This is a genomic window from Psychrobacter sp. BF1, from assembly GCF_019279065.1.
Lineage (GTDB): Bacteria > Pseudomonadota > Gammaproteobacteria > Pseudomonadales > Moraxellaceae > Psychrobacter > Psychrobacter urativorans.
On the sequence record NZ_JAGYWV010000007.1, the window covers coordinates 63639 to 83540 of the forward strand.

The following is a 19902-nucleotide window of genomic DNA, read 5'->3' on the forward strand; positions in this document are numbered from 1 at the left end:
TTTATTAAATGCTTTTTATAGCAATAATTTTAATAGAGCTAAGCTAAATAGTAACAGCAGCCGCTATAACGACTGTGACTTTGCAATAAATAGTTTAAGAGACGCCAATGAATATCCTTATTGCCCCTGATTCATTTAAAGAAAGCTTAACTGCTTTAGAAGTATGTCACGCCATCAAGTCGGGCTTCACGCAAGTGTTTCCTGACGCTGATTACACCCTGCTACCGATGGCCGATGGTGGCGAAGGTACTTGCGAAGTATTGTCTTACGCCCTTGGTGGTGATTGGCAGCAAGTGACCGTCCATGACCCCTTAATGCGCCCTATCAGTGCTAGATATTTACTACTGCCCGATGCGACAGCGGTGATAGAAATCGCCCAAGCTTGTGGTCTGCATTTATTGACAATAGCAGAAAGAAACCCCTTGCTTACTAGCAGCTATGGTGTTGGTGAAATGATTACTGATGCCCTAAACAAAGGGGCTAAGCGTATTATCATTGGCTTAGGCGGTAGCGCCACTAATGATGCTGGGGTCGGTATGCTAACCGCTTTAGGCATGAAGTTTTATGATAGTAACGATCAGTTATTAGCAGCAGGCGGTGAATCATTAGCTAAGCTGCAACGAATAGATGACTCAGCTTTTCATGCACAGATTGTCAACACGGTATTTGAAGTGGCTTGCGATGTGACTAATCCCTTATGCGGCGAGCAAGGAGCTAGCGCTATTTTTGGCCCACAAAAAGGTGCTGATACTCAGCAAGTAGCGATCTTAGATAACTGTTTAGGCCACTTTGCTGAGCTCTGTCACCATCAGCAGTCTAACGATGACCTCGCAACAAAGGTCAACCAGGCTCAGGATGTACCAGGAGCTGGTGCTGCAGGTGGCCTTGGCTTTGCCTTGATTAGCTTTTGTGGCGCGCAGTTGCAATCAGGATTTACTACAGTAGCTACTGCTGTAACTTTAGCGGCGCAAATCGCTGAAGCGGATTTAGTGATCACTGGCGAGGGCAAACTTGATGCGCAAACCGCTATGGGTAAAGTGGCTAGCGGTATCAGTCAACTGGCTAAGGCTCATGCCACTCCTATTATCGCTATTTGTGGCAGCGTTGAAACTTTAGCGCCAGCGCAACAAGCTCAGTTCAACGTAGTTATGCCCAGCATTCAAAGGCTAGACCCTATTGATAAAGTGTTAAAGGATGCTTATGCTAATATCGAAGCAACCGCTATGAATATCGCCGCTAGTATGCGTTTGGGTCAGCAGCTACTACGCTAATCCGTATAGCGTGGCTTAGTTAATAATCTACGATTTTTTAGCTAAAAGCTTTAGACATAAAAAAGGACACCCTAATTATAGGATGTCCTTTTTATTCTTAGTAAAGCTAAAAACTAAGCCATTACTCAGCTGCGATAACTGTAACTTCTACTAATAGCTCAGGGCGGGCTAGTGCTGACTCACCGCAAGCACGGGCTGGTGGCTGTACGCCTTCGAACCATTTGTTCCATACTTGGTTCATAGCATCGAAGTTATCCATAGTGCTGATCCAAACGGTAGCAGAAAGTATTTTTGATTTGTCGCTACCTACTTCTGTTAGCAAAGCTTCAACTTTTTCTAGGCAAGTCAAGGTTTGTGCTTGGATGTCATCTTCAGCATTGCCAACTTGACCACTTAAATAGATAGTCTGATTGTGGATGACAATTTTGCTAGCTCGTTCATTACTATGTAGCTTTTTCATGATATATCCCTATGTTTTTTAGTATTATTTCTGAGCACTATGTTGACTTATAGTGCTCCCTTACATTTTTGAGGAAATATTTTAACATATTTACATTTACAAGTTACGCTTTACAGAAGCGCTGAGCGTTAAAAGGTTCAACATCAACGGTCAATGACTTGTCATGGATTAGCTCTTCTACTAGACGACCAGTGATAGGTCCTAGAGTAAAACCTTGATGACTATGACCGAAAGCAAACCATAACTTATCATGCTTGCCAGCTGGGCCAATGACCGGTTTCATATCGGGCATACAAGGGCGCGAACCCGCCCAAGCTTCACTTTCCACAGCTTCATCTAATGGTAATATCTTACGTGCTAATTTCAATACCGTCTTTAGCTGACCGAAGTTCTTTGGCGCATCCATAGTAGTCATCTCAGCACCCGTAGTAATACGAATACCTTGTTGCATCGGCCCCATCACAAAGCCTTTGTCCATATCGAACATACTGTGATGGATAGTGTTTTTAGCACTGACTTTAAAATGCTGATGATAGCCACGCATTGGGAATAACGGTAAGTTATAACCAAGGGGTTTGATCAGCTCATTTGACCAAGGGCCAGCGGCGATAACTAAGTCATCGCTGTAAAAAGTACCTATGGTTGTGACCACTTTCCAACCTTTACCGCCAGCATCAACATCAGTATCGACATTGTCAGTATTAACATTATCCAAGGGAATAATTTGTGTCACATCGGTTTCTTTGATAACGCCTTGCATCTGCTCAAAGTTTTTAGCATAAGCTTTAACTAGTAAACTTGGGTTAGAGACTTGCCAAGAGTTTAACCAGTGAATAGCGCCAACGAAACCATCAAAATTGGCATTAGGTTCAAGTGCTTTTAGCTCATCTACACTCAATACTTTATGCTCAACGCCTTGCTCACGATCAAGGATAGCCGTATCTGCAGCTACCTTTAGGGTCTCTTTTGAGCGATGTAATTGCAGCCAGCCATCACGAGTAATTAGCTCATCAGCGCCAGATGCTTCGATCATAGTCTGATGCTCACTAGTACAATGGGCAATCAGCGTTTGCCATTCGCTCTCTATCTGTTTGACTATGGCAGGTGCTGAGTACTTCCAGTACTGCAATAGCGCTTGATGATAGCGTAGGATAGCGGGTATACGATAGCGAATATCGGTACCTTGGTTAGGCATAACTCTGACCAATTCAGTAATCTGGCGCGGAAAAGGATGAGTATGAATCGCTTCACGCTGGATTAAACCTGCATTACCATATGAAGTCTCAAGTCCCGGCAGCTTTCTATCAAGCATCAGAACTTTTGAATTATTTTTCTGTAGATGCCAAGCAGCCGAAGTGCCGACCATACCCGCACCGATAACAATAACGTCATAACGCATAGCAAATCCTTTTAGAATAGGTACTAACCATAGATATCAAGATTAAAATATAACTACTAATAACCGCTACGAAAACTGAAGCTTAAAAAGCTATTAGCCGCTATAAATGCAATGGTGATAGTAACGCGTACTTAGCAATTAATAAACCTATATCTAACAGATATTTTTGTTAAGGGTTACTTTTTGTTATAGCTACTTTTACACATTTATACGAGAGCCTCAAAACCCTTCTATAGGTCTACTTTTTCACCCTTCAACCCTATGATTTCATATACTGTTAAAAATAAATACACCGCTAACGCTGATAGCTTAAGCCCTTTAAATGTAAGGCAAGCAGCGGTTTTATCTGTAATAAATTTGAGGTAGTAAAAGCCTAGTATGCTGCTATTGAGACTAGGCTTTAGTTCAATAAAAAACAGAGCTATATTCAGCCAGCATAATATAGATAAACTTAACAATGGTTGAGTTAATTACTGATAAATAAATGAAGTCACTCTAGGGCTGACAGTTTAGGCTTTATGAGTGATAATGCAGCGCTGTAATTATTATCTTTAAGACAATAGCTGGAGCAATGCTTGTATGAACCCTGTTTTAATCGGCTATGGATTTTTGATGCTGGCCATCATCTTTGAGGTACTAGGCACAACTTTTTTGGTCAAGTCAGAACAGTTCACCCGCTTAGTCCCTACCTTATTAACAGCTATCCTTTATGTTTTTTCGTTTTATTTTTTGACTCAAACTTTAAAAACCCTACCTTTAGGTATCGCCTATGCGATTTGGGGCGGTATAGGTATTGTGTTGACGGCGATCATAGGACTTGTAATCTTTAAGCAAAGCATCGATACCCCCGCTATTATCGGTATCGCCTTGATTATCAGCGGCGTGATAGTGATTAATGTATTTTCGCAGACCGTTGGTCATTGAGGTTATAATAGATAGTTTAAACCTACAACTATAAGGTTGAAGTTATGAATCCTGAATTTTGGCAGAATGCATGGCATAACAACCAAACTAACTTCACTCAGAAAAAACCAAATTTCATGCTCACCCAGCACTTTAAAACCTTAAACACCCGTAAAAATGGGCGTGTTTTCGTGCCTTTATGCGGTAAAAGCGTAGATATGCTATGGTTTATCACCCAAGGTTTTGACGTTGTGGGTGTCGAGTTAGTAGCAACAGCCGTTGAGCAGTTTTTTATTGAAAATGATTTGATAGCGACAGTAACACCCCACCCAATTATTCCTAGCCTCACTTGTTATCAGACTGAGCACTTAGGTCAAACACTCAAAATCTGGGTTGGTGATATTTTTGATTTAAGTGCTGCTGATATTGGGACAATAGACGCCCTCTATGACCGCGGGGCATTAGTTGCCCTTCCAGACAATGAGCCGGAAAACTTGCGTACACGCTATACACAGAAAATTATGCAGCTGAGTAATAACGCAAACCAACTTCTACTATCGTTTGCTTATGACGGCGAAAAGCAGCGTCATAATAACCAGAAAAATACTCCGCCATTCTTAGTGACACTAGCACAACTCGAAACGTACTATGCTAAGCACTATGATATCAATCTGCTAGAACGGGAAAAGGCAGATTATGTTTCTACCGCAGGCGATTCGGGATATCGTCTGGTCTATGCGCTAATAACTAACCAATAGAGCTATGAGCAAGTAGATGATTGAAAGAAAAATACAGAAGGCTATAACTATGCTGTAGCAAACAAGTCGCACCTTATTCGAGTGCAAATTATTCGCTATGTCTAGCCCTAGCTATTTATCAACTACCTCCGGTTTGGCAGCTTACCACCAAACCGGATCATCGCTCTCGACTATCAGTTTTTTGCTGCTTTCAATCTCAACTTTATCGGCAGACAACTCTGCGATAAATCTTGACGGCTTATCGAAGTAACCTGAATAGCTGGCAAAGTAATCAGGTGCGGTTAGATACAATCTCGTCTTAGCCCGGCTACAAGCCACATAAAACAGCTTGCGCTCCTCTTCTAACTCCTCAAAATCATCTAAAGAGCGATGATGCGGCGTCATGCCATCGACTAAGGAATTGACAAATACTATTGGCCACTCCAGTCCTTTTGAGCTATGGATAGTCGAGATAGTGACTTTATCGTTATCCTCCTCACCACTAGCTTTAGACTGCGCCATAGCCGCTACCGAATCATTAGGCGGATCCAGCGCTAGGTTTTCTAAAAAGTTATCTAAGCTGCTGTATTCAGTTGCTAGATTTTTAAGTACCCGAAAGTCCTCTGAGCGCTCACGCCAATTCTCTTCAAGCGTCTTTAGTACTGGAATATAAAACTCTAGAATATCCTCAATGACTTGCTCAACCGCTTGCGCCTGACTGGCCTTGCTTAGTAGTGCATATAAAGATTCCAGCTGAGCGCTTTTTTTGCTAAACACGGGTGCACGCAACGGCTCAAAAGAATTATTATCGGCATTAATTGCCTGAGTAAGCTTAGTCGCCGTCACCCCACCTACCCCTCGAAACAAAGTCAAAATTCGATGCCAAGCGATAGTATCATTAGGGTTATAGAGTATCTTTACAAAAGCCAATACGTCTTTGATATGACGTCTCTCGACGAACTTGATACCACCAACCACTATAAAGGGGATACCACGCTCCATAAATTCTAGCTGTACATAGTTGGATTGAAAGGAGGTCCGGCACAGTACTGCGTAGTCGTTATAGTCGTGATCTGCTTTGTGCTCAATTATTTTATCAGCGATGTATTTGGCTTCACGAGTTTCATCGCTCAGACGGCTAAAAACAGGCTTTTGTCCTACTATAGCCATCTTAGAATATAATTGCTTTTGATAGCCTAAAGTGATTTGTGCTGACAAGGCATTGATATAATCTAAAACCGCTGGCGTGCTGCGATAGTTTTGCTCCAATTTGATCAGCTTAGCTTCTGGATAAGTCTCACCAAATAGTAGAATATTCTCATAATTTGCCCCGCGAAAGGCATAGATGCTTTGATTGTCATCACCGACCACCATCAAGGATACTGAGGCTGGCGCACAAATAAGATCGATCAGCTGCTTTTGGGGAATATTAGTATCTTGATATTCATCGACCATCACATAACGATAATTCTGCTGTACCAGCTGGCGAAACTTACTATTATTTTTTAGATGACTGACCACTTGACTGATAATATCATCAAAATCATACAAGTGATTAGCTCGCTTGTACTGATGAAAGTCAACGGCTAACTGCTCGATAATAGGAATATGTATCGCTATATCTGGATAGTTATTTTCTATTAACTCACTGATATGGATACGTCGATTTCTAGAGCTTGAAAAGATATTTTGTAGGGTCTTTTTGCGTGGAAAGGCCTGCTTTTTAATCTGCGCTGGGTATTTCTTTTCTTTATAAATAAGATCAATAGCATCCTCACTATCGGCGGTATCTAAGATAGTAAAACGCGGATTAATACCGAGTAGTCCTGAGTATTGGCGCAGTAATCTATTGCAGAATGAATGAAAAGTGCCACTAGTGATATCGTTAAGCGCGTTGCTACTTGCCGCTGTACTCGCCAGCAAAGTTTTAGCTCGACCTTTGATTTCGTTAGCCGCTTTACGAGTGAACGTCAACAGCAATATCTCTTTAGGAGCGACCCCATTCTCCAACAAGTAACTGGTCCGATAAGTTAAAGTCTTAGTCTTTCCTGACCCTGCCCCAGCAATCACTAACACTTTGCCCTCGATAGTAGTTGCGGCAAGTAGTTGATTGGGATTTAGCTCACTAGCATAATCAACTTTTAGCGGCTCAGTAAGGCTTTCACTGCGACTTTCACTACGACTATTAGTAGCATCTTCAGCCTTAATAAGGTTCGCTTCTAACTTATTGATTGCTTGCTCTAAGCGTGCCAACTTAGGCTTGATATCAGCAAAGTTTTGCGGATACTGATAGCTTTGAATATTAAATAGGGATGCCGTCATTATTAGTTATTGCCTTACTGTTTTAAGGTTTAAAATTTTGCGCTGTAAGCTTTGCAAGCTGTATGCTTTAAGGTTTTTTAGCGCAGCTTAGCGCTGTTATTAGCGACTCAGGTAAATAAGAGCTAGCCAGATGCGCCTGCGGATAGTGTTGACTTATCCAGGTTTGGTAATTCTCTAAGCTTAGCTTATCACAATATACTAAATACAGAACTTGCATAGCAATGCTGCGCGAAAACCCCATCACACAATGGAAGTTTATTAGCGTCAATGAAGTACCAGCTTGTGCTTTATTGGTGTGGCGATTGTCAGCCAGCAATTGATTTAGCTGCTCAAACAAGCCTATTAATACTAGCGCATCAGCCTCATTGAAGGGTTGTAGATCTAATAAGGGCCAATATAAATAATGGATGCTATATTGCGTACTTCGCGGCGCATTTTTCACGCTATTATTAGCAATAGCCCTGACTGCTAACAAGTGACTACTAGCCTCTGCTGCTAGATCGACGATGATTAGTTGTGCAGCTAAGTCAGCTACTTGGCTGGGGAGAAAACCCTTGATGAATAACGGCGATGATAAACGCGCGCTTGCCGATACAGAAGTATTATTACCTATTGGCTGCCAATCTGTGCTACCAACTCTGTCAGGGTGCTGGTAACTATAATAACGCTGGCTCAAGCTCGACATTGCTCTATAAGCCAGTAGCAAAGGTACAAAAGTTAGCCAAGTGCTCAGCGTTAATTTACCTCGGTTATCTTTTATAAAATAGCTACTATTAGTATTTATCTCGGCGCTTTGATAAACCCAAGCCAAACGCATAAAGCTTAGCAGCCAATATCCTGCCACTACTAGACTAGTGTACTCAAATAAGGGCTGCTTAAAATTAGTAGCTATAAAGAATCCAGTAATAGCCAACAATAAAAAACCGCTGATTGCGATGGCAAAATATTTAAGCACTAATACACTGCGCTGTCTGTCAACCATAAATAGTACGATAGCAGCCAATAGCATTCCTGCAATAATATCTAGTAGATGATGTTGGTAAGTAAATACTGTCGACCCTATAATTAAACAGCAAACTAGCACTAGTAAACCTTTATAGCTTAGCACTAGCCACTGGCGACCAACCACCACTTCCCACAACGACACGCCTAGCAGCAGTGCATAACTGACATGTAACGAGGGCAGCTGATTGAAGGGTTTATCAGCAGCTCCTAACACCGCATAGCCAACTGTGGTCCAGTCTGTAGTTAAGGGACGCTCAAAAGAAAAGCGCGCAGGGTATAAATAGAATATAAGCGTAGCAAGCAAAGTTGCAAGTATCAGACGTGAGCTAAGCGAAGACAGTTGACTAGGAGTGCGCACCATAAAAAAGCTGGCAATGAATAATATCATTGACCAGCTATAAGGAACGATCATGGCGGCAACAAATGGCAGACTACTGTCTAAGCTGGTCGCTACATAGTGTATACGCTCAGAACAGCAGTCAAACAGCGCAGCACTATAGTGATTAGTTAGGCTATATAGCAGCGCAAACAGCAGTAGCGCTGCGGTTAAGTGCCTGATACGTGTCGATAGTAATAGTCGCGGCCTACCAGCTTTATTAGTCATTACCGAGTATTATGCGGGCTATTTATTAGCATAGTAGCTGATAGCATAGTAGCTGACGTAAGACATAAAGCTGAGCCGCCTGTTTTATTCAAGCCAAATAAACTAACGCTTAGCGTTAACGCCCCAATACTGTACGAGGATCGATAGGGCTACCGTTCAGGCGCACTTGGAACTCTAAACCTACTTGATTAGTCTGACCGCTGCTACCCATAGTGGCAATACGCTGTCCGCTTTGTACTTGCTCGCCCTCTTTGACTAGCAAATCAGTGTTGTGAGCATAAGCGGTAATGTAATTATTACTATGACGAATCATAATCAAATTGCCGTACTCCTCCAACCCATTGCCAGAATAGAGTACCGTACCGCCTTGGCTAGCCACTACAGGATCGCCTACTCTACCAGCGAACCACATGCCCATATTACCTACTGAGGCATCGAAGTTACGTACCACTTGGTTACGGGTAGGATATTGATAGTCCGAAGTTGCATTAGCAGTGTTCTCATAAGCTGGCGTTGGCGCTGGAGTGTTATAAGCTGGCGTATTGTTTACAGGCTGACGACCGCTGTTGTTAGCATTAGTATTGCTAGCGGTAGCTTGGTTGCCTTGCCAAAGCTTAAGCATCTGTCCGGTGTAGATAGTATATTTACTGTCCAAACCATTCAACGCCCCAATTTGGCGATAGCTCATACGGTAGCGCTCAGCTATCTGACCGACAGTATCGCCACGCTTAACTAGATAATAATTGGGAACGCCTTGGTTATTAGTAATAATGGTAGGGCCTGACTGATTATTCTGATAAGTCGGCTTGGTGGCACAGCCCACCATGCTTAGCATAGTGACGGTCAAAGTACCTGCCAATGCTGCCGTTACTAATGAGGATTTAGAGGTGATCTTTTTCATACAAGGTTTCCTAATGTCTATACCTGAGGTTGCTGACGAGCCAGCCATATTTATATTAGTATCAAGATAGTTGTTCTTAAATCCTATCCTTTATCAATCTTTTTAATTCTAAATAGCAGTAAGCTTAATTATCTTTGCCCTGCCATCAGCTACAAACTACTTTAGCGACAAGCTAGTGCTATTAATATTTTTGCGGATCTAAATATTGTTATAACACGATATAAAAACACCCTATCAAAATGCCTTAACAAAATCTAAATTTCAATTATGATAATGAGTTGTAGAGCCAAACTTACAGTATCAATGCTGACAGCTTATCTAAAGCTGAGCTCGGAGTATGATGCAATTTGACCGGAGATAAGCTGATAAAACCATCAGCTATCGCTTCAACATCAGTAACAGTATTGATAAGGCATTGGTTATTCAAGCGCTGATTTTTAGCAGTTGATAGATCGATAGCCGTAGGTTCTACTATGCTCCCTGCCAATTGCAAATCTAAGGGCTTAGAGGCAGACTTAGCTGCTTTGCGTAGAGACAACCAATAAGCATCACGCCCACGAGGGTCGACGATATGATGCACAGGTTTGGCGATAGTACTGTGATCCAAACACGTTATTTTGCGACCTTTAATGTCAGCTGCACACTTTACATCAGGGATATTAACGTTTAATACATGATAGGGCAAACTTTTGATGGTTTCGAGTATGTCTGTCTCAGTGATTAATTTGACAATTTGCTCGGCTGCCAGCTGATAATAGCTTTCATTGCTAGCGCCTACTAGTGAGGTGGCAATAGCAGGGACACCGAACAGCTGTGCGGTTAATGCCGCGCCAAAAGTGCCCGAAAATAATACATCTTGGCCTAAATTGGCTCCTGAATTAATACCAGTGATCACACAATCAAAACGGCTGTTACGGTATAGCTCATGCAAGCCCAAATATATGCAGTCAGCAGGAGTACCATTAACGGCTATAAATCCTGACTGTAAAGTCTGTGTATATAGCGGCTGCGAGATATGTAGCGCACTAGCGCAGCCACTTTGCTCGCTATCAGGAGCTATTACAATGACCTCACCTATCTTAGATAACTCACCATATAATGCTAATAGACCGGGAGCTTGTACTCCATCATCATTACTAATCAAAAACTTCATATCAGCTCAATATACTTATATTTTTCTGTTTAACTGCTAGCTGTCTATTTAACTGCTAGCCCTAATAATTTAACCTGAACTACTTAACTTTGACAAGGGTTAGCTACTGGCTGCTAGCACTGTCATGGATGGTGATTATCCATTAATAGCGACTACTCATAAAAGAATAGGCACGGCTCATAAAAACTATTGCTTGGACAAATGCCCTGCTTAACCTTACTAAAATTTTAGAGCAGACATTGGAAATATTGCCTTATATAACTTACAAAAGACTGACTTAGGCGTCCTACTAAGTTAATAAAGACGCTAGCAGTGGTTATTGTAGATGCATATTATCAGTAAATGGCTTACATTAGGCAACAAGCACTAACAATATAAACTTATTAGTTAATGGTCAAGCAACTTACTAATACATGCTGCTGCTATGTTGCTGTAAATAGCCTTTAGGTCACAATACATCTACACATCAGTCAATATTTTATGTGACTTTTGTTTTTATTCCTATTACCATAACAGCATCAAATAATGCAAAGCGAGTGTGATACTGAATGAACAATCAATCGATATTAGCGGTAATTTTCCCTGCAAAAAATATTATGATTAATGCTGCAACTAAAGTTGGTATGGCTGGCCTGATGACTAGTATGGCTCTTTTATCGTCAGCTGCTTTTGCTGCCCCTAGTACTACTATTCCCTTAGATATGTCGGGTATGAACATCACTAAGCACGAAATAGCCGTGATGCAAGTACTGTCTGAAATATGTCCACCAATGTTAAGTGGCAATCAAAAGCAACGTTTTTACAAATCATACAACGTGCAGTTGCATGAACTGATGCCTTCATTAGAAGATCCAAAAGCGGCTATTCAGTACTTGTCGACTCAACAAGACTATCGTCAGATTTTGCAAAGTATTCGTAGCTGGACGATGAGTTTTTCTAAGCAAGATAATAAGTCTATCTGTGAAGATTTAGCCAATGCCGAGTACTAAGTATTGACTATTGACTATTAATTATTAATTATTAATTATAGAGTACTAACAGTCACTAGTAGCTAGCAAGGTCGGCTATCCATACTTACATCATCCAAAGCTTTAAGAAATTGATTAGCTAGCTAGGATTAAGACTAAATATCTAGGCAGCTTCGTTTAAGGCTAAGCAATTAAGAGGAACTAAGACTAGAGATATAGCTTAGTGACATTTAAGTATTAATATTGAGTACTACCCTTAAGTATTAATAAAACCAATTGCACCTGATTGATTTTAGTAAAGACTATGATGCTGCGCTAAATTAGCAGATACTTTGTATCCGATACCTGTATTATTTGACTATAGCTTGCTGTTTGCAGCCTCAATACACTGAGCTGCACAGCAGGCTTTTTTGTGGATGAAAGGTTTTAGTTTGCCAGTCAATAGCTAATTATGCCTAAATAGCTCAGTTATCTGTTGCTGACAGCGGCTTTTTAGATTATTCTCTGCGAGAATATTTTTTTATTTGTGCCTATTTACTTAATGGTGAAATTGCTAAGATATTAATTCTATGTCTAGTATCTGCTGTGACTAGCTTTATTAATAGTAGCAGCTATAGCGCTAGACAAATTTAGTCTCATAATGTGGTGTAACAGTTTATGACCGTGAAGTATGTAAAACAACAGCTTGTACAACTAGTAGTCGGTATTAGTGTCTCTTTAGGATCAGTAGCAGTAAATGCGGCTATCACCCCTCCTACTATGGAAAATGCCGCCTATATATTGATGGATTATAATACTGGCGAAATTTTAGCACAAAAAAATGCTACTACGCCGCTACCACCCGCTTCCTTAACCAAAATGATGACCAGCTATATTATCGAACAGCGCTTGGCTTCAGGTGACTTGACCGAAGACGAACAGGTTTTAATGAGCGAGAACGCTTGGTGTCGTGGCAGCAGTAGCCAGTCTTGTATGTATGTACCTGTTAATAAAACCGCTAGTGTCATCGATATGCTGCGCGGTATCATTATCCAATCAGGTAATGATGCTTCAATGGCTATGGCTGAACATATCGCTGGTAGCGAAGCCTCTTTTGCCACCCTAATGAATGAGCAAGCCAAAAAATTAGGTATGGACAACACTCACTTTGTTAATGCCACAGGTATGCCTGATGAAGGTCATCAAGCCTCCGCACTCGATTTGGCCAAGCTTGGGCGCGCCATTATCAAGAACAGCGGCGACTACTATAAAATTTATTCCGAAAAAGAGTTTACTTATAATGGCATTACTCAAGGCAATCGTAATGCGCTATTGAGCACAGATAGCACGGTAGATGGTTTAAAGACTGGCCATACTGATGCAGCAGGCTATTGTTTAGTCGCCTCAAGCAACCGTGATGGTATGCGTCTAATTTCAGTTATTATGGGCACTAAGAGCCAACAAGAACGTGCTGATCAATCACGTGAGTTGCTTAATTGGGGCTATGGTCACTTCACTACAGTAACCAAAGCGCCTGCAGGACAGTTCGTTAGCAAGCTGCCAGTATGGTTCGGGGCAGCCAAAGAGATTGAGTTAGCTACTGGGGACACCTTAAAAGTACTAACCACCAAGACTCAAAAGAATAAAATAACTACGGTTGTTGATATCCCTGATAGTTTAGAAGCTCCTATTAAAAAGGGTCAAGAAGTAGGTAAAATGCTGGCTGTTATTGATGGTAAAGCAGTAGCCTCAGTACCTATCATTGCTACTAGCGATATCGAACAGGCAGGATTTTTTAGTCGCATGTGGCAGCATATCGTACGTTGGGGACAAAACGTATTTTAACAGCTAGTTTTGCTTACTAGCTGTTATTATCCTAAAGTCATTATAGCCATTGCATAAAAGGCCACTTAAATTAAGTGGCCTTTTTATGGTTCTCACCTTTACTTTGGACTAGAATATGTTGAATTCAAAGACAGCAGTTACGGCATTTATTGGCTATTTCTCCTATCATTCGCTAAGTCCTTCCGATCCACGTCTTCAATATCTTAATAAGTCTTTGAGTGTTCTGCGTGGCGCCTTCACAGTAGTCTATGCCAGCAACTTTTAGCTCATGCTCAATGTCATATAGGTCATACTTGTTATGCGAGGGACACCAGTAAATCAATAAAGCTCGATGGCTAGTTTCAGCGCCTCGGATTAACCTTGCTAGCTGCGCTACCTTCTCCGGTAGAATATCCTCTGCAAACATTACCATATCAACTTTTATATCATCTAGATTTCCAAGCATGAGCTGCTCATACTTTCTAGAGATTACCGTAGCACCCAGCCCTTGTAACTCTTTAACCAAAAGATCATTTTCATCAGCATAATAGTAGATAATCTCTAAGTCTTTTAGCAAGGTGTGCTGCCAGCTTTTATATTTATTACGCAGTGGGATAGTGATTACAAATTGGCTGCCTTTATCAAGCTCACTATCGACCTCAATCGAGGCATCAATGAGCTGTAACAGCTGTTTTATGACCGGTAAACCTACGCCAACCCCTTCATATTTTCGAGTTCTTGAAGAATCAATCTGAAAAAACGGGGTAAATATATCCTCTATGTAATTAGCATTAATACCAATGCCGGTATCACTGATTTTGAGTTGCCAGCGAATACTATTATTGAAATGAGTCAGTTGCGACTCAATAGTAACTCGTCCCTTTTGGGTGAACTTTATAGCATTGTCAATAACAGCAGTCAATATTTGCTTAATCTTATTAGCATCCCCTTCAAGATTATAGTCAATATGATGGATATGACTAAGCAACTCTATGCCTTTTTGCTGAGCAATAGGATCAAATTCTGCTAATAAATCGGCAATCATTAGCAAAGGATTAAACACCACTAAAGTAACAACTATTTGGCCTTTTTCAATTTTATTGAGTTGAATAATTTGCTCTAAGGTCGACTCCAAATGCTCACTACCATTGCGAATAATCTCTAAAGTATCTTGCTGGTCATAGCTTAGGTAATGCTTGTCTAATAGCTGCAAGCCACCGGAGATAGCATTAAGTGAAGTCTTAAGCTCATGAGTGATCATACTCTGAAAGTTATTACGTTGAACCTCAAGCGATCGTTCTTTATGATGAAGCTGTTGTTCAAAATCCCCTAGCGCCTCATGCTCTCGTTGCATCTGTCTTAGACGCTCAAACAGTAGAATAAAGGCCTGCTTGATATGAATAAACTCGCGAAACTCAAAACGCTGTTGAATGACTGGTAGCTGCTCAAGATTTGGGTCATTAACTAATAAATTACAAACATTAGCGATTTGACCCAAGTCTTCAGTAGTACGCAGCAGCTTGCGAAAAATAAAGCCTATGGCAGTGACCACTAAAGTTAAAGTCAGTAACCATAATAGAATAGTTTTGCGTAACCACTGCATACGTAGTTTATTTATATCTAAGGTAATATTAATATAGCCTACTAAAGTATTAGTATTTACTGAGGCCCTATCTAACGGATTGTTAGCTTTTTCAACACTAGAGCCTCTATTGGCTGCTGGAGTAGAGAGGGGTAGATTAACGTTGCTCGCTTGCGTGTTACTTTTAGAGGCGTAACCGCTAGTCACTGCTCTGTTGAAACTGATGGCATCGGTAAACAATGCGGTATACCAATCGTTGCTGTTCTGCTCTACATCGAGTTCGTCAAGACTACTAATGGGATGATCGGTAGAATAAAAAACGATATTTTGAATGCTATAATCTTCGTTTAGGAGGACGCCGACTTGGCTGGCTACTAGATTAGCACCATCAACATTAGAAGCGCTTCTAGCCAATAGCTCAGCTAGCTGCTGCACATGCATGCGCTGCTGTTGATAATGATAAACGAAACCATAAACGTAACAAAATAAAAACCCGACTAAAACAGCCAAGACTATAGTCTGCAACAGAGAGTTCCAGATAAGCTTAGGCAGTGTCTTAATCGAGTTTATAACCATATTGTCCAGTCAACTCAAGGTTTTTTTACTTATAACCATTGATACTTAGTCCCTTTACTCACCTCAAAATTCTTTATAGTGAATAAATAGCTCATATAAAAATAGTCATTAATCTAAAACTGCTGATTAACTTTGTACACCGTTATTTTTATATAAGCTAATTTTTTGTATGAACTGGTTTTTATATAAGCTATTTTTTATATAAGCTAACACTGCTATTAGCAAATGGCAGTGTTAGTAGTACATAGCAATATTAACGCTTCTTTTTTTCACGAGTAGTGAATTTTTGTGCTCTGTTACGTTCACGTTGGCGTAGCTGTTGCGCTTTGGCTTTAGTCGGAGTATCGCTTTTAGAAGAATAAGGATTTTCGTTAAGCTTAAATACTACGTTGAGCGGCGTACCTTCTAGCTTGAAGACCTCACGGAATTGGTTTTCTAGATAACGCTGATAGCTCTTAGGTAGTGACCCCGTCTGATTACCGTGGATAACGATGACTGGTGGGTTGTGACCACCGATATGCGCATAACGCAATTTAATTCGACGTCCAGAAATCGCTGGTGGTGGATTCGCCGCTACTGCATCTTGCAGGATTTGAGTCAAGCGATTAGTCGACACTTCGAACATTGAAGAGTTATAAGCACGTAGGATTGAAGGGTATAGATTACCTACTCCAGTTCCATGTAATGCTGATATTAGATGCACTTTTACATAAGGTATAAAGTTAAAGCGACGATCCATCTCAATTTTAATATAGTCTTTTTGATCTTGAGTCAAACCATCCCATTTATTAATAGCAACTACTAAAGCTCGACCCGCATCAAGGGCATAGCCAATCATATGTAGATCTTGATCGACAATACCTTCTTGGGCATCGATGACAATGACTGTCACGTTCGAATCTTCAATAGCTTGTAGAGTCTTAATTACCGAGAACTTTTCTACTTTTTCATCGATCTTACCACGGCGACGTACCCCTGCTGTATCAATCAGCACGTAATCTTTGCCATCACGTTTATAAGGAATATAAATGCTGTCACGAGTAGTCCCTGGCATATCGAATACTACCACTCGATCCTCGCCCAATAGACGATTGACTAGGGTCGATTTACCGACGTTTGGACGACCAATAATCGCCAGCTTCAAACCTTGAGGCTCAACTATAGACTCTTTTTCTGGCATATCTGCGGTAATAACTTCTAATAAGTTACCAACGCCGCGACCATGACTGGCAGCCATCGGATAGGGCTCACCTAAGCCTAATGCATAAAACTCAGCAGGTGCTGAATCATGAGCGCCGTCGACTTTGTTAGCCACTACATATACTGGCTTGCCTAAAGTATGTAAAAACTTGCCAATCTCTGCATCAGCACCAATCATGCCCACTCTTGCATCAACTACAAATACTATAATGTCAGCTTCGTGAATAGCGGTATGCGACTGCTCAGACATATAGTCATCAATATTGCCACTGCCATCATCAGCTTCACCTATACCACCAGTGTCTACTACGATAAATGCTTTGTCCTCATATTCAGCATCACCATACTGACGATCACGCGTCAGACCTGAAAGGTCAGCAACTAATGCCTGACGACTTTTAGTGAATTGATTAAATAAGGTAGATTTACCGACGTTTGGGCGACCGATTAAGGCAACCACAGGCTTGATACTCATGCATTACTCTCGCTGATAGGCAATAAAGGACAATAAAACCAGTACTTAGACTGGCTATTGTCACAAACTTAAATAGATAATAATTAATAAAGCTTTAGTAAACTAAACACATAAAATCAATATACAAATCCAAGCTAAATACTAGCGGATCTTATACTAATTTTATGATCAAACTAAGCTAATAAATAGGGGCTGAACCAATAAGTTCAGCCCGACTCTTTAGCGTGCTAACTGCCAAATGGCAGCTTGCCCAGAAGCGCTTTGAGTCAATAAGCGACTGCCTTGTACTTGTAAGGTCTGTAGCGCGCCTTTGGTCTGTACACGACTGACAATCTTACCAGAGGCTGGGTCAATTAAATGCACTACACCACCTAAATCACCTACAGCGATATAGTTACCTATAATCACCGGGTTAGTCAATTTACGATAGCCAAGCTCATCATTTTCCCATAGTGTCTCACCACTTCTGCGATCATAAGCGACGATTTTACCGGTTAAACTGGTACCGATAACTTGCTGATTATTTACCGCTAAAGATTTTAAGCTAGCTAACTCATTAACGAATTTAACTTGTTTTGAGGCCAAATCAATACCGATAACTTGACCACTATAGCTGATAGCGAATAACTCGTTGTTATCGACAATAGGACTGCCATCGACATCACTCATACGTTCAACTTCACTACTGCCAGTACCTACACCAATACGACGTGACCACTGCGGCAAGCCATTATCAACAGTAATAGCATGCAAACGACCATCAGCAGTTGCCAACAGTGCAGTCTTATCATCTAACAAGGTAGGCGCAGCAGTGCCACGAACGCTAATATCAGGAACTTGGGTGGCAAACTTCCAAACAGGCTGGCCATTCTGTAAAGACAAGCCTTGTAAGAAGCCATCGTTAGCCGACAAAATAACTCGGTTATTACTAATCAAGGCTTTGGTCAATACCGTACCAGTTAGCTGTTGCTGCCAGCGCTTAGCACCAGTAGTACTATCAAAGGCCATAACCATTCCGCTACGTGTAGTAATAACTGCCGTCTGACTAAAACTGTCTAATGCTACCCCACCCACGATCTGATCATCGACATTCAATGACCATAAACGCTGTCCGGCCTCATTATAGCCTACTAAGTCACCACCGCGTGAGGCGATAACTATCTGATTATTATCATAGCCCACTTGTAAGCTCAAAGGATCCTTTGAACTGGCTTTTTTATTGCCGACATCTACCATGAATACTGGCTGTAAGACACTAATAGGCTGCGCGAGCTGTACCAGTTTTACTGGATCATTGACCACGGGCTTAATGCCTCGGCTACAGCCCATAACAGCACTAGTCATTAGTGCTAATACAGCTACATGCATAACCGTAGTTTTTAGCAGGGTCTTATTTGCATAGTTATTAGAGCGAATATTTAAGGTCATGGTATGTTCTCACTACGAATAAGTTGACGATCTATAAATGGGCTAACAAACACCATAATCCAGTAGCTTATCTACTGAGTCATGCGGTACTACTGTTATTATTGTTGATTGGCTGCTGACTAGCTATTGGGTAGTTTCTGCGGCAATAATGGCCGTAGCATTTTCATTACTAGCATTTGCTACCGCTTGATTATCTGGGGCTACTTTAGAAGCTTGGATAAGGCTAGCAGGCTCAGCAATAGGCTCAGCAACGACGCCTAAACTCTCCATCTTCAGTGCTAATACTGCGCGAGTCTCTTGACGCTTACGCACTAGCTCCCAAGCATTCTTATAAGATTTGATGGCCGCATCTTTATCATTCTTGGCTAAATAAATATCACCTAATAGCTCTTGTTGACTGCCTTCAAATGAGCTTGGCATATCTTTACTAGCTTCGGCTAAAGCGGCATCAGCGTCACCAGCTGCTAATAAGGTTTCGGCATAACGCAAACGTGCAATAGCGCTGAGACCAGCATCACCCAAATCAACGGCTAAAGCTTTTTTCAGAGTAGCAGTTGCCCCTTTAAAGTCATCATTGTCTGCTTGAGTACGCGCTTTAATCATTAACGCTTGCCAAGCATATACTGAGCTACCATGAGTACTAACCAAAGTATCAATATTAGCATTTAACTTACTACGGCTATCCGCTAGTGCTGTCAAGGCCTCAGCTTCTAGGTCTGGATTTTGCGATGCCAGAGTAACTTCTTCATTAAGACGCTGAATATCAGCGTATTGATCAGCAGCAACTGTATCTACTCGCGCATGATTATTTTGCCAATAAGTCCAACCAAAGTAGCCGGCCAATGCCAACAGAATAACAGTAACAATATTGCCACCGTATTTTTTTAGCGCTTGCATCGAGTTATCTGTATTTGGCGAATTAGGGGTCAGAGCCATGGATAGTTACCTGATAAATTTATATTAAAATGCGAGTAATGAATGCTACTGCTGTTATTGGCTTTTCAGTGCTCAGAGCTAAAGGGGCCAAACCTTGCTGATTCATTACCTTGATCAGCAGGTAATGACCAGCCGTTACTTGCTATGCCTTGCCAGTCGTTACTAAGCGCTTAGCTGCT

Annotated in this window: 15 protein-coding genes; 5 read left to right on the top strand and 10 right to left on the bottom strand. The window is 41.3% G+C overall.

What is annotated here, in order from left to right; all coding sequences use genetic code 11:
* The first annotated feature begins 107 nt into the window (after positions 1-107).
* Positions 108-1271, top strand: a complete 1164-nt coding sequence (locus tag KZA12_RS09365; protein ID WP_218690072.1) for a glycerate kinase — start codon at positions 108-110, stop codon at positions 1269-1271.
* Positions 1272-1392: 121 nt separating this feature from the next.
* Here the strand turns inward: KZA12_RS09365 and KZA12_RS09370 are convergent, their stop codons facing one another.
* Positions 1393-1731, bottom strand: coding sequence for a RidA family protein (locus KZA12_RS09370; RefSeq protein ID WP_201622536.1), 339 nt, complete (start codon positions 1729-1731; stop codon positions 1393-1395).
* A gap of 103 nt (positions 1732-1834) precedes the next feature.
* Positions 1835-3130: an FAD-binding oxidoreductase gene (locus KZA12_RS09375; RefSeq protein WP_218690073.1), complete on the bottom strand. Its 1296-nt coding sequence runs from the start codon at positions 3128-3130 to the stop codon at positions 1835-1837.
* Positions 3131-3709: 579 nt separating this feature from the next.
* Here KZA12_RS09375 and KZA12_RS09380 point away from each other — a divergent pair.
* Entirely contained in the window at positions 3710-4054 is a 345-nt protein-coding gene (locus KZA12_RS09380) for a multidrug efflux SMR transporter (RefSeq protein WP_201622538.1), read from the top strand.
* A 44-nt stretch (positions 4055-4098) separates the two neighbouring features.
* On the top strand, positions 4099-4791 hold the full coding sequence (locus KZA12_RS09385; RefSeq protein ID WP_218690074.1) for a thiopurine S-methyltransferase: 693 nt from the start codon (positions 4099-4101) through the stop codon (positions 4789-4791).
* A gap of 141 nt (positions 4792-4932) precedes the next feature.
* On the opposite strand, the gene KZA12_RS09390 is transcribed toward KZA12_RS09385, so the two are convergent.
* The 4 genes from KZA12_RS09390 to surE form a co-directional block, all read right to left on the bottom strand.
* Positions 4933-7092, bottom strand: coding sequence for an ATP-dependent helicase (locus tag KZA12_RS09390; protein WP_218690075.1), 2160 nt, complete (start codon positions 7090-7092; stop codon positions 4933-4935).
* A 67-nt stretch (positions 7093-7159) separates the two neighbouring features.
* Positions 7160-8701 (bottom strand): phosphatase PAP2 family protein, encoded by a 1542-nt coding sequence (locus KZA12_RS09395; RefSeq protein WP_218690076.1) that lies wholly within the window; start codon positions 8699-8701, stop codon positions 7160-7162.
* A gap of 115 nt (positions 8702-8816) precedes the next feature.
* The gene (locus tag KZA12_RS09400; RefSeq protein WP_201622542.1) at positions 8817-9602 is read right to left on the bottom strand and encodes a peptidoglycan DD-metalloendopeptidase family protein; all 786 of its coding nucleotides are present in this window, start codon (positions 9600-9602) and stop codon (positions 8817-8819) included.
* Between the two features lie 292 nt (positions 9603-9894).
* Positions 9895-10755: a 5'/3'-nucleotidase SurE gene (surE, locus tag KZA12_RS09405; RefSeq protein WP_218690077.1), complete on the bottom strand. Its 861-nt coding sequence runs from the start codon at positions 10753-10755 to the stop codon at positions 9895-9897.
* Positions 10756-11303: 548 nt separating this feature from the next.
* Between surE and KZA12_RS09410 the strand changes: the two genes are divergently transcribed.
* Together KZA12_RS09410 and KZA12_RS09415 are read left to right on the top strand one after the other, a co-directional pair.
* Complete coding sequence (locus KZA12_RS09410; protein ID WP_218690078.1) at positions 11304-11744, top strand: MCR_0457 family protein; 441 nt, start codon at positions 11304-11306, stop codon at positions 11742-11744.
* A gap of 636 nt (positions 11745-12380) precedes the next feature.
* Complete coding sequence (locus KZA12_RS09415) at positions 12381-13547, top strand: D-alanyl-D-alanine carboxypeptidase family protein (protein ID WP_218690079.1); 1167 nt, start codon at positions 12381-12383, stop codon at positions 13545-13547.
* Between the two features lie 172 nt (positions 13548-13719).
* Here KZA12_RS09415 and KZA12_RS09420 read toward each other — a convergent pair whose 3' ends face one another.
* From KZA12_RS09420 to KZA12_RS09435, 4 genes are all read right to left on the bottom strand, one after another.
* Entirely contained in the window at positions 13720-15618 is a 1899-nt protein-coding gene (locus tag KZA12_RS09420; protein ID WP_256932912.1) for a HAMP domain-containing sensor histidine kinase, read from the bottom strand.
* A 319-nt stretch (positions 15619-15937) separates the two neighbouring features.
* Positions 15938-17359, bottom strand: coding sequence for a ribosome biogenesis GTPase Der (gene der / locus KZA12_RS09425; RefSeq protein WP_201622547.1), 1422 nt, complete (start codon positions 17357-17359; stop codon positions 15938-15940).
* A gap of 219 nt (positions 17360-17578) precedes the next feature.
* Positions 17579-18787, bottom strand: coding sequence for an outer membrane protein assembly factor BamB (bamB, locus tag KZA12_RS09430; RefSeq protein WP_218690081.1), 1209 nt, complete (start codon positions 18785-18787; stop codon positions 17579-17581).
* A 123-nt stretch (positions 18788-18910) separates the two neighbouring features.
* Complete coding sequence (locus KZA12_RS09435; RefSeq protein ID WP_201622549.1) at positions 18911-19723, bottom strand: tetratricopeptide repeat protein; 813 nt, start codon at positions 19721-19723, stop codon at positions 18911-18913.
* Between the last annotated feature and the right edge of the window lie 179 nt (positions 19724-19902).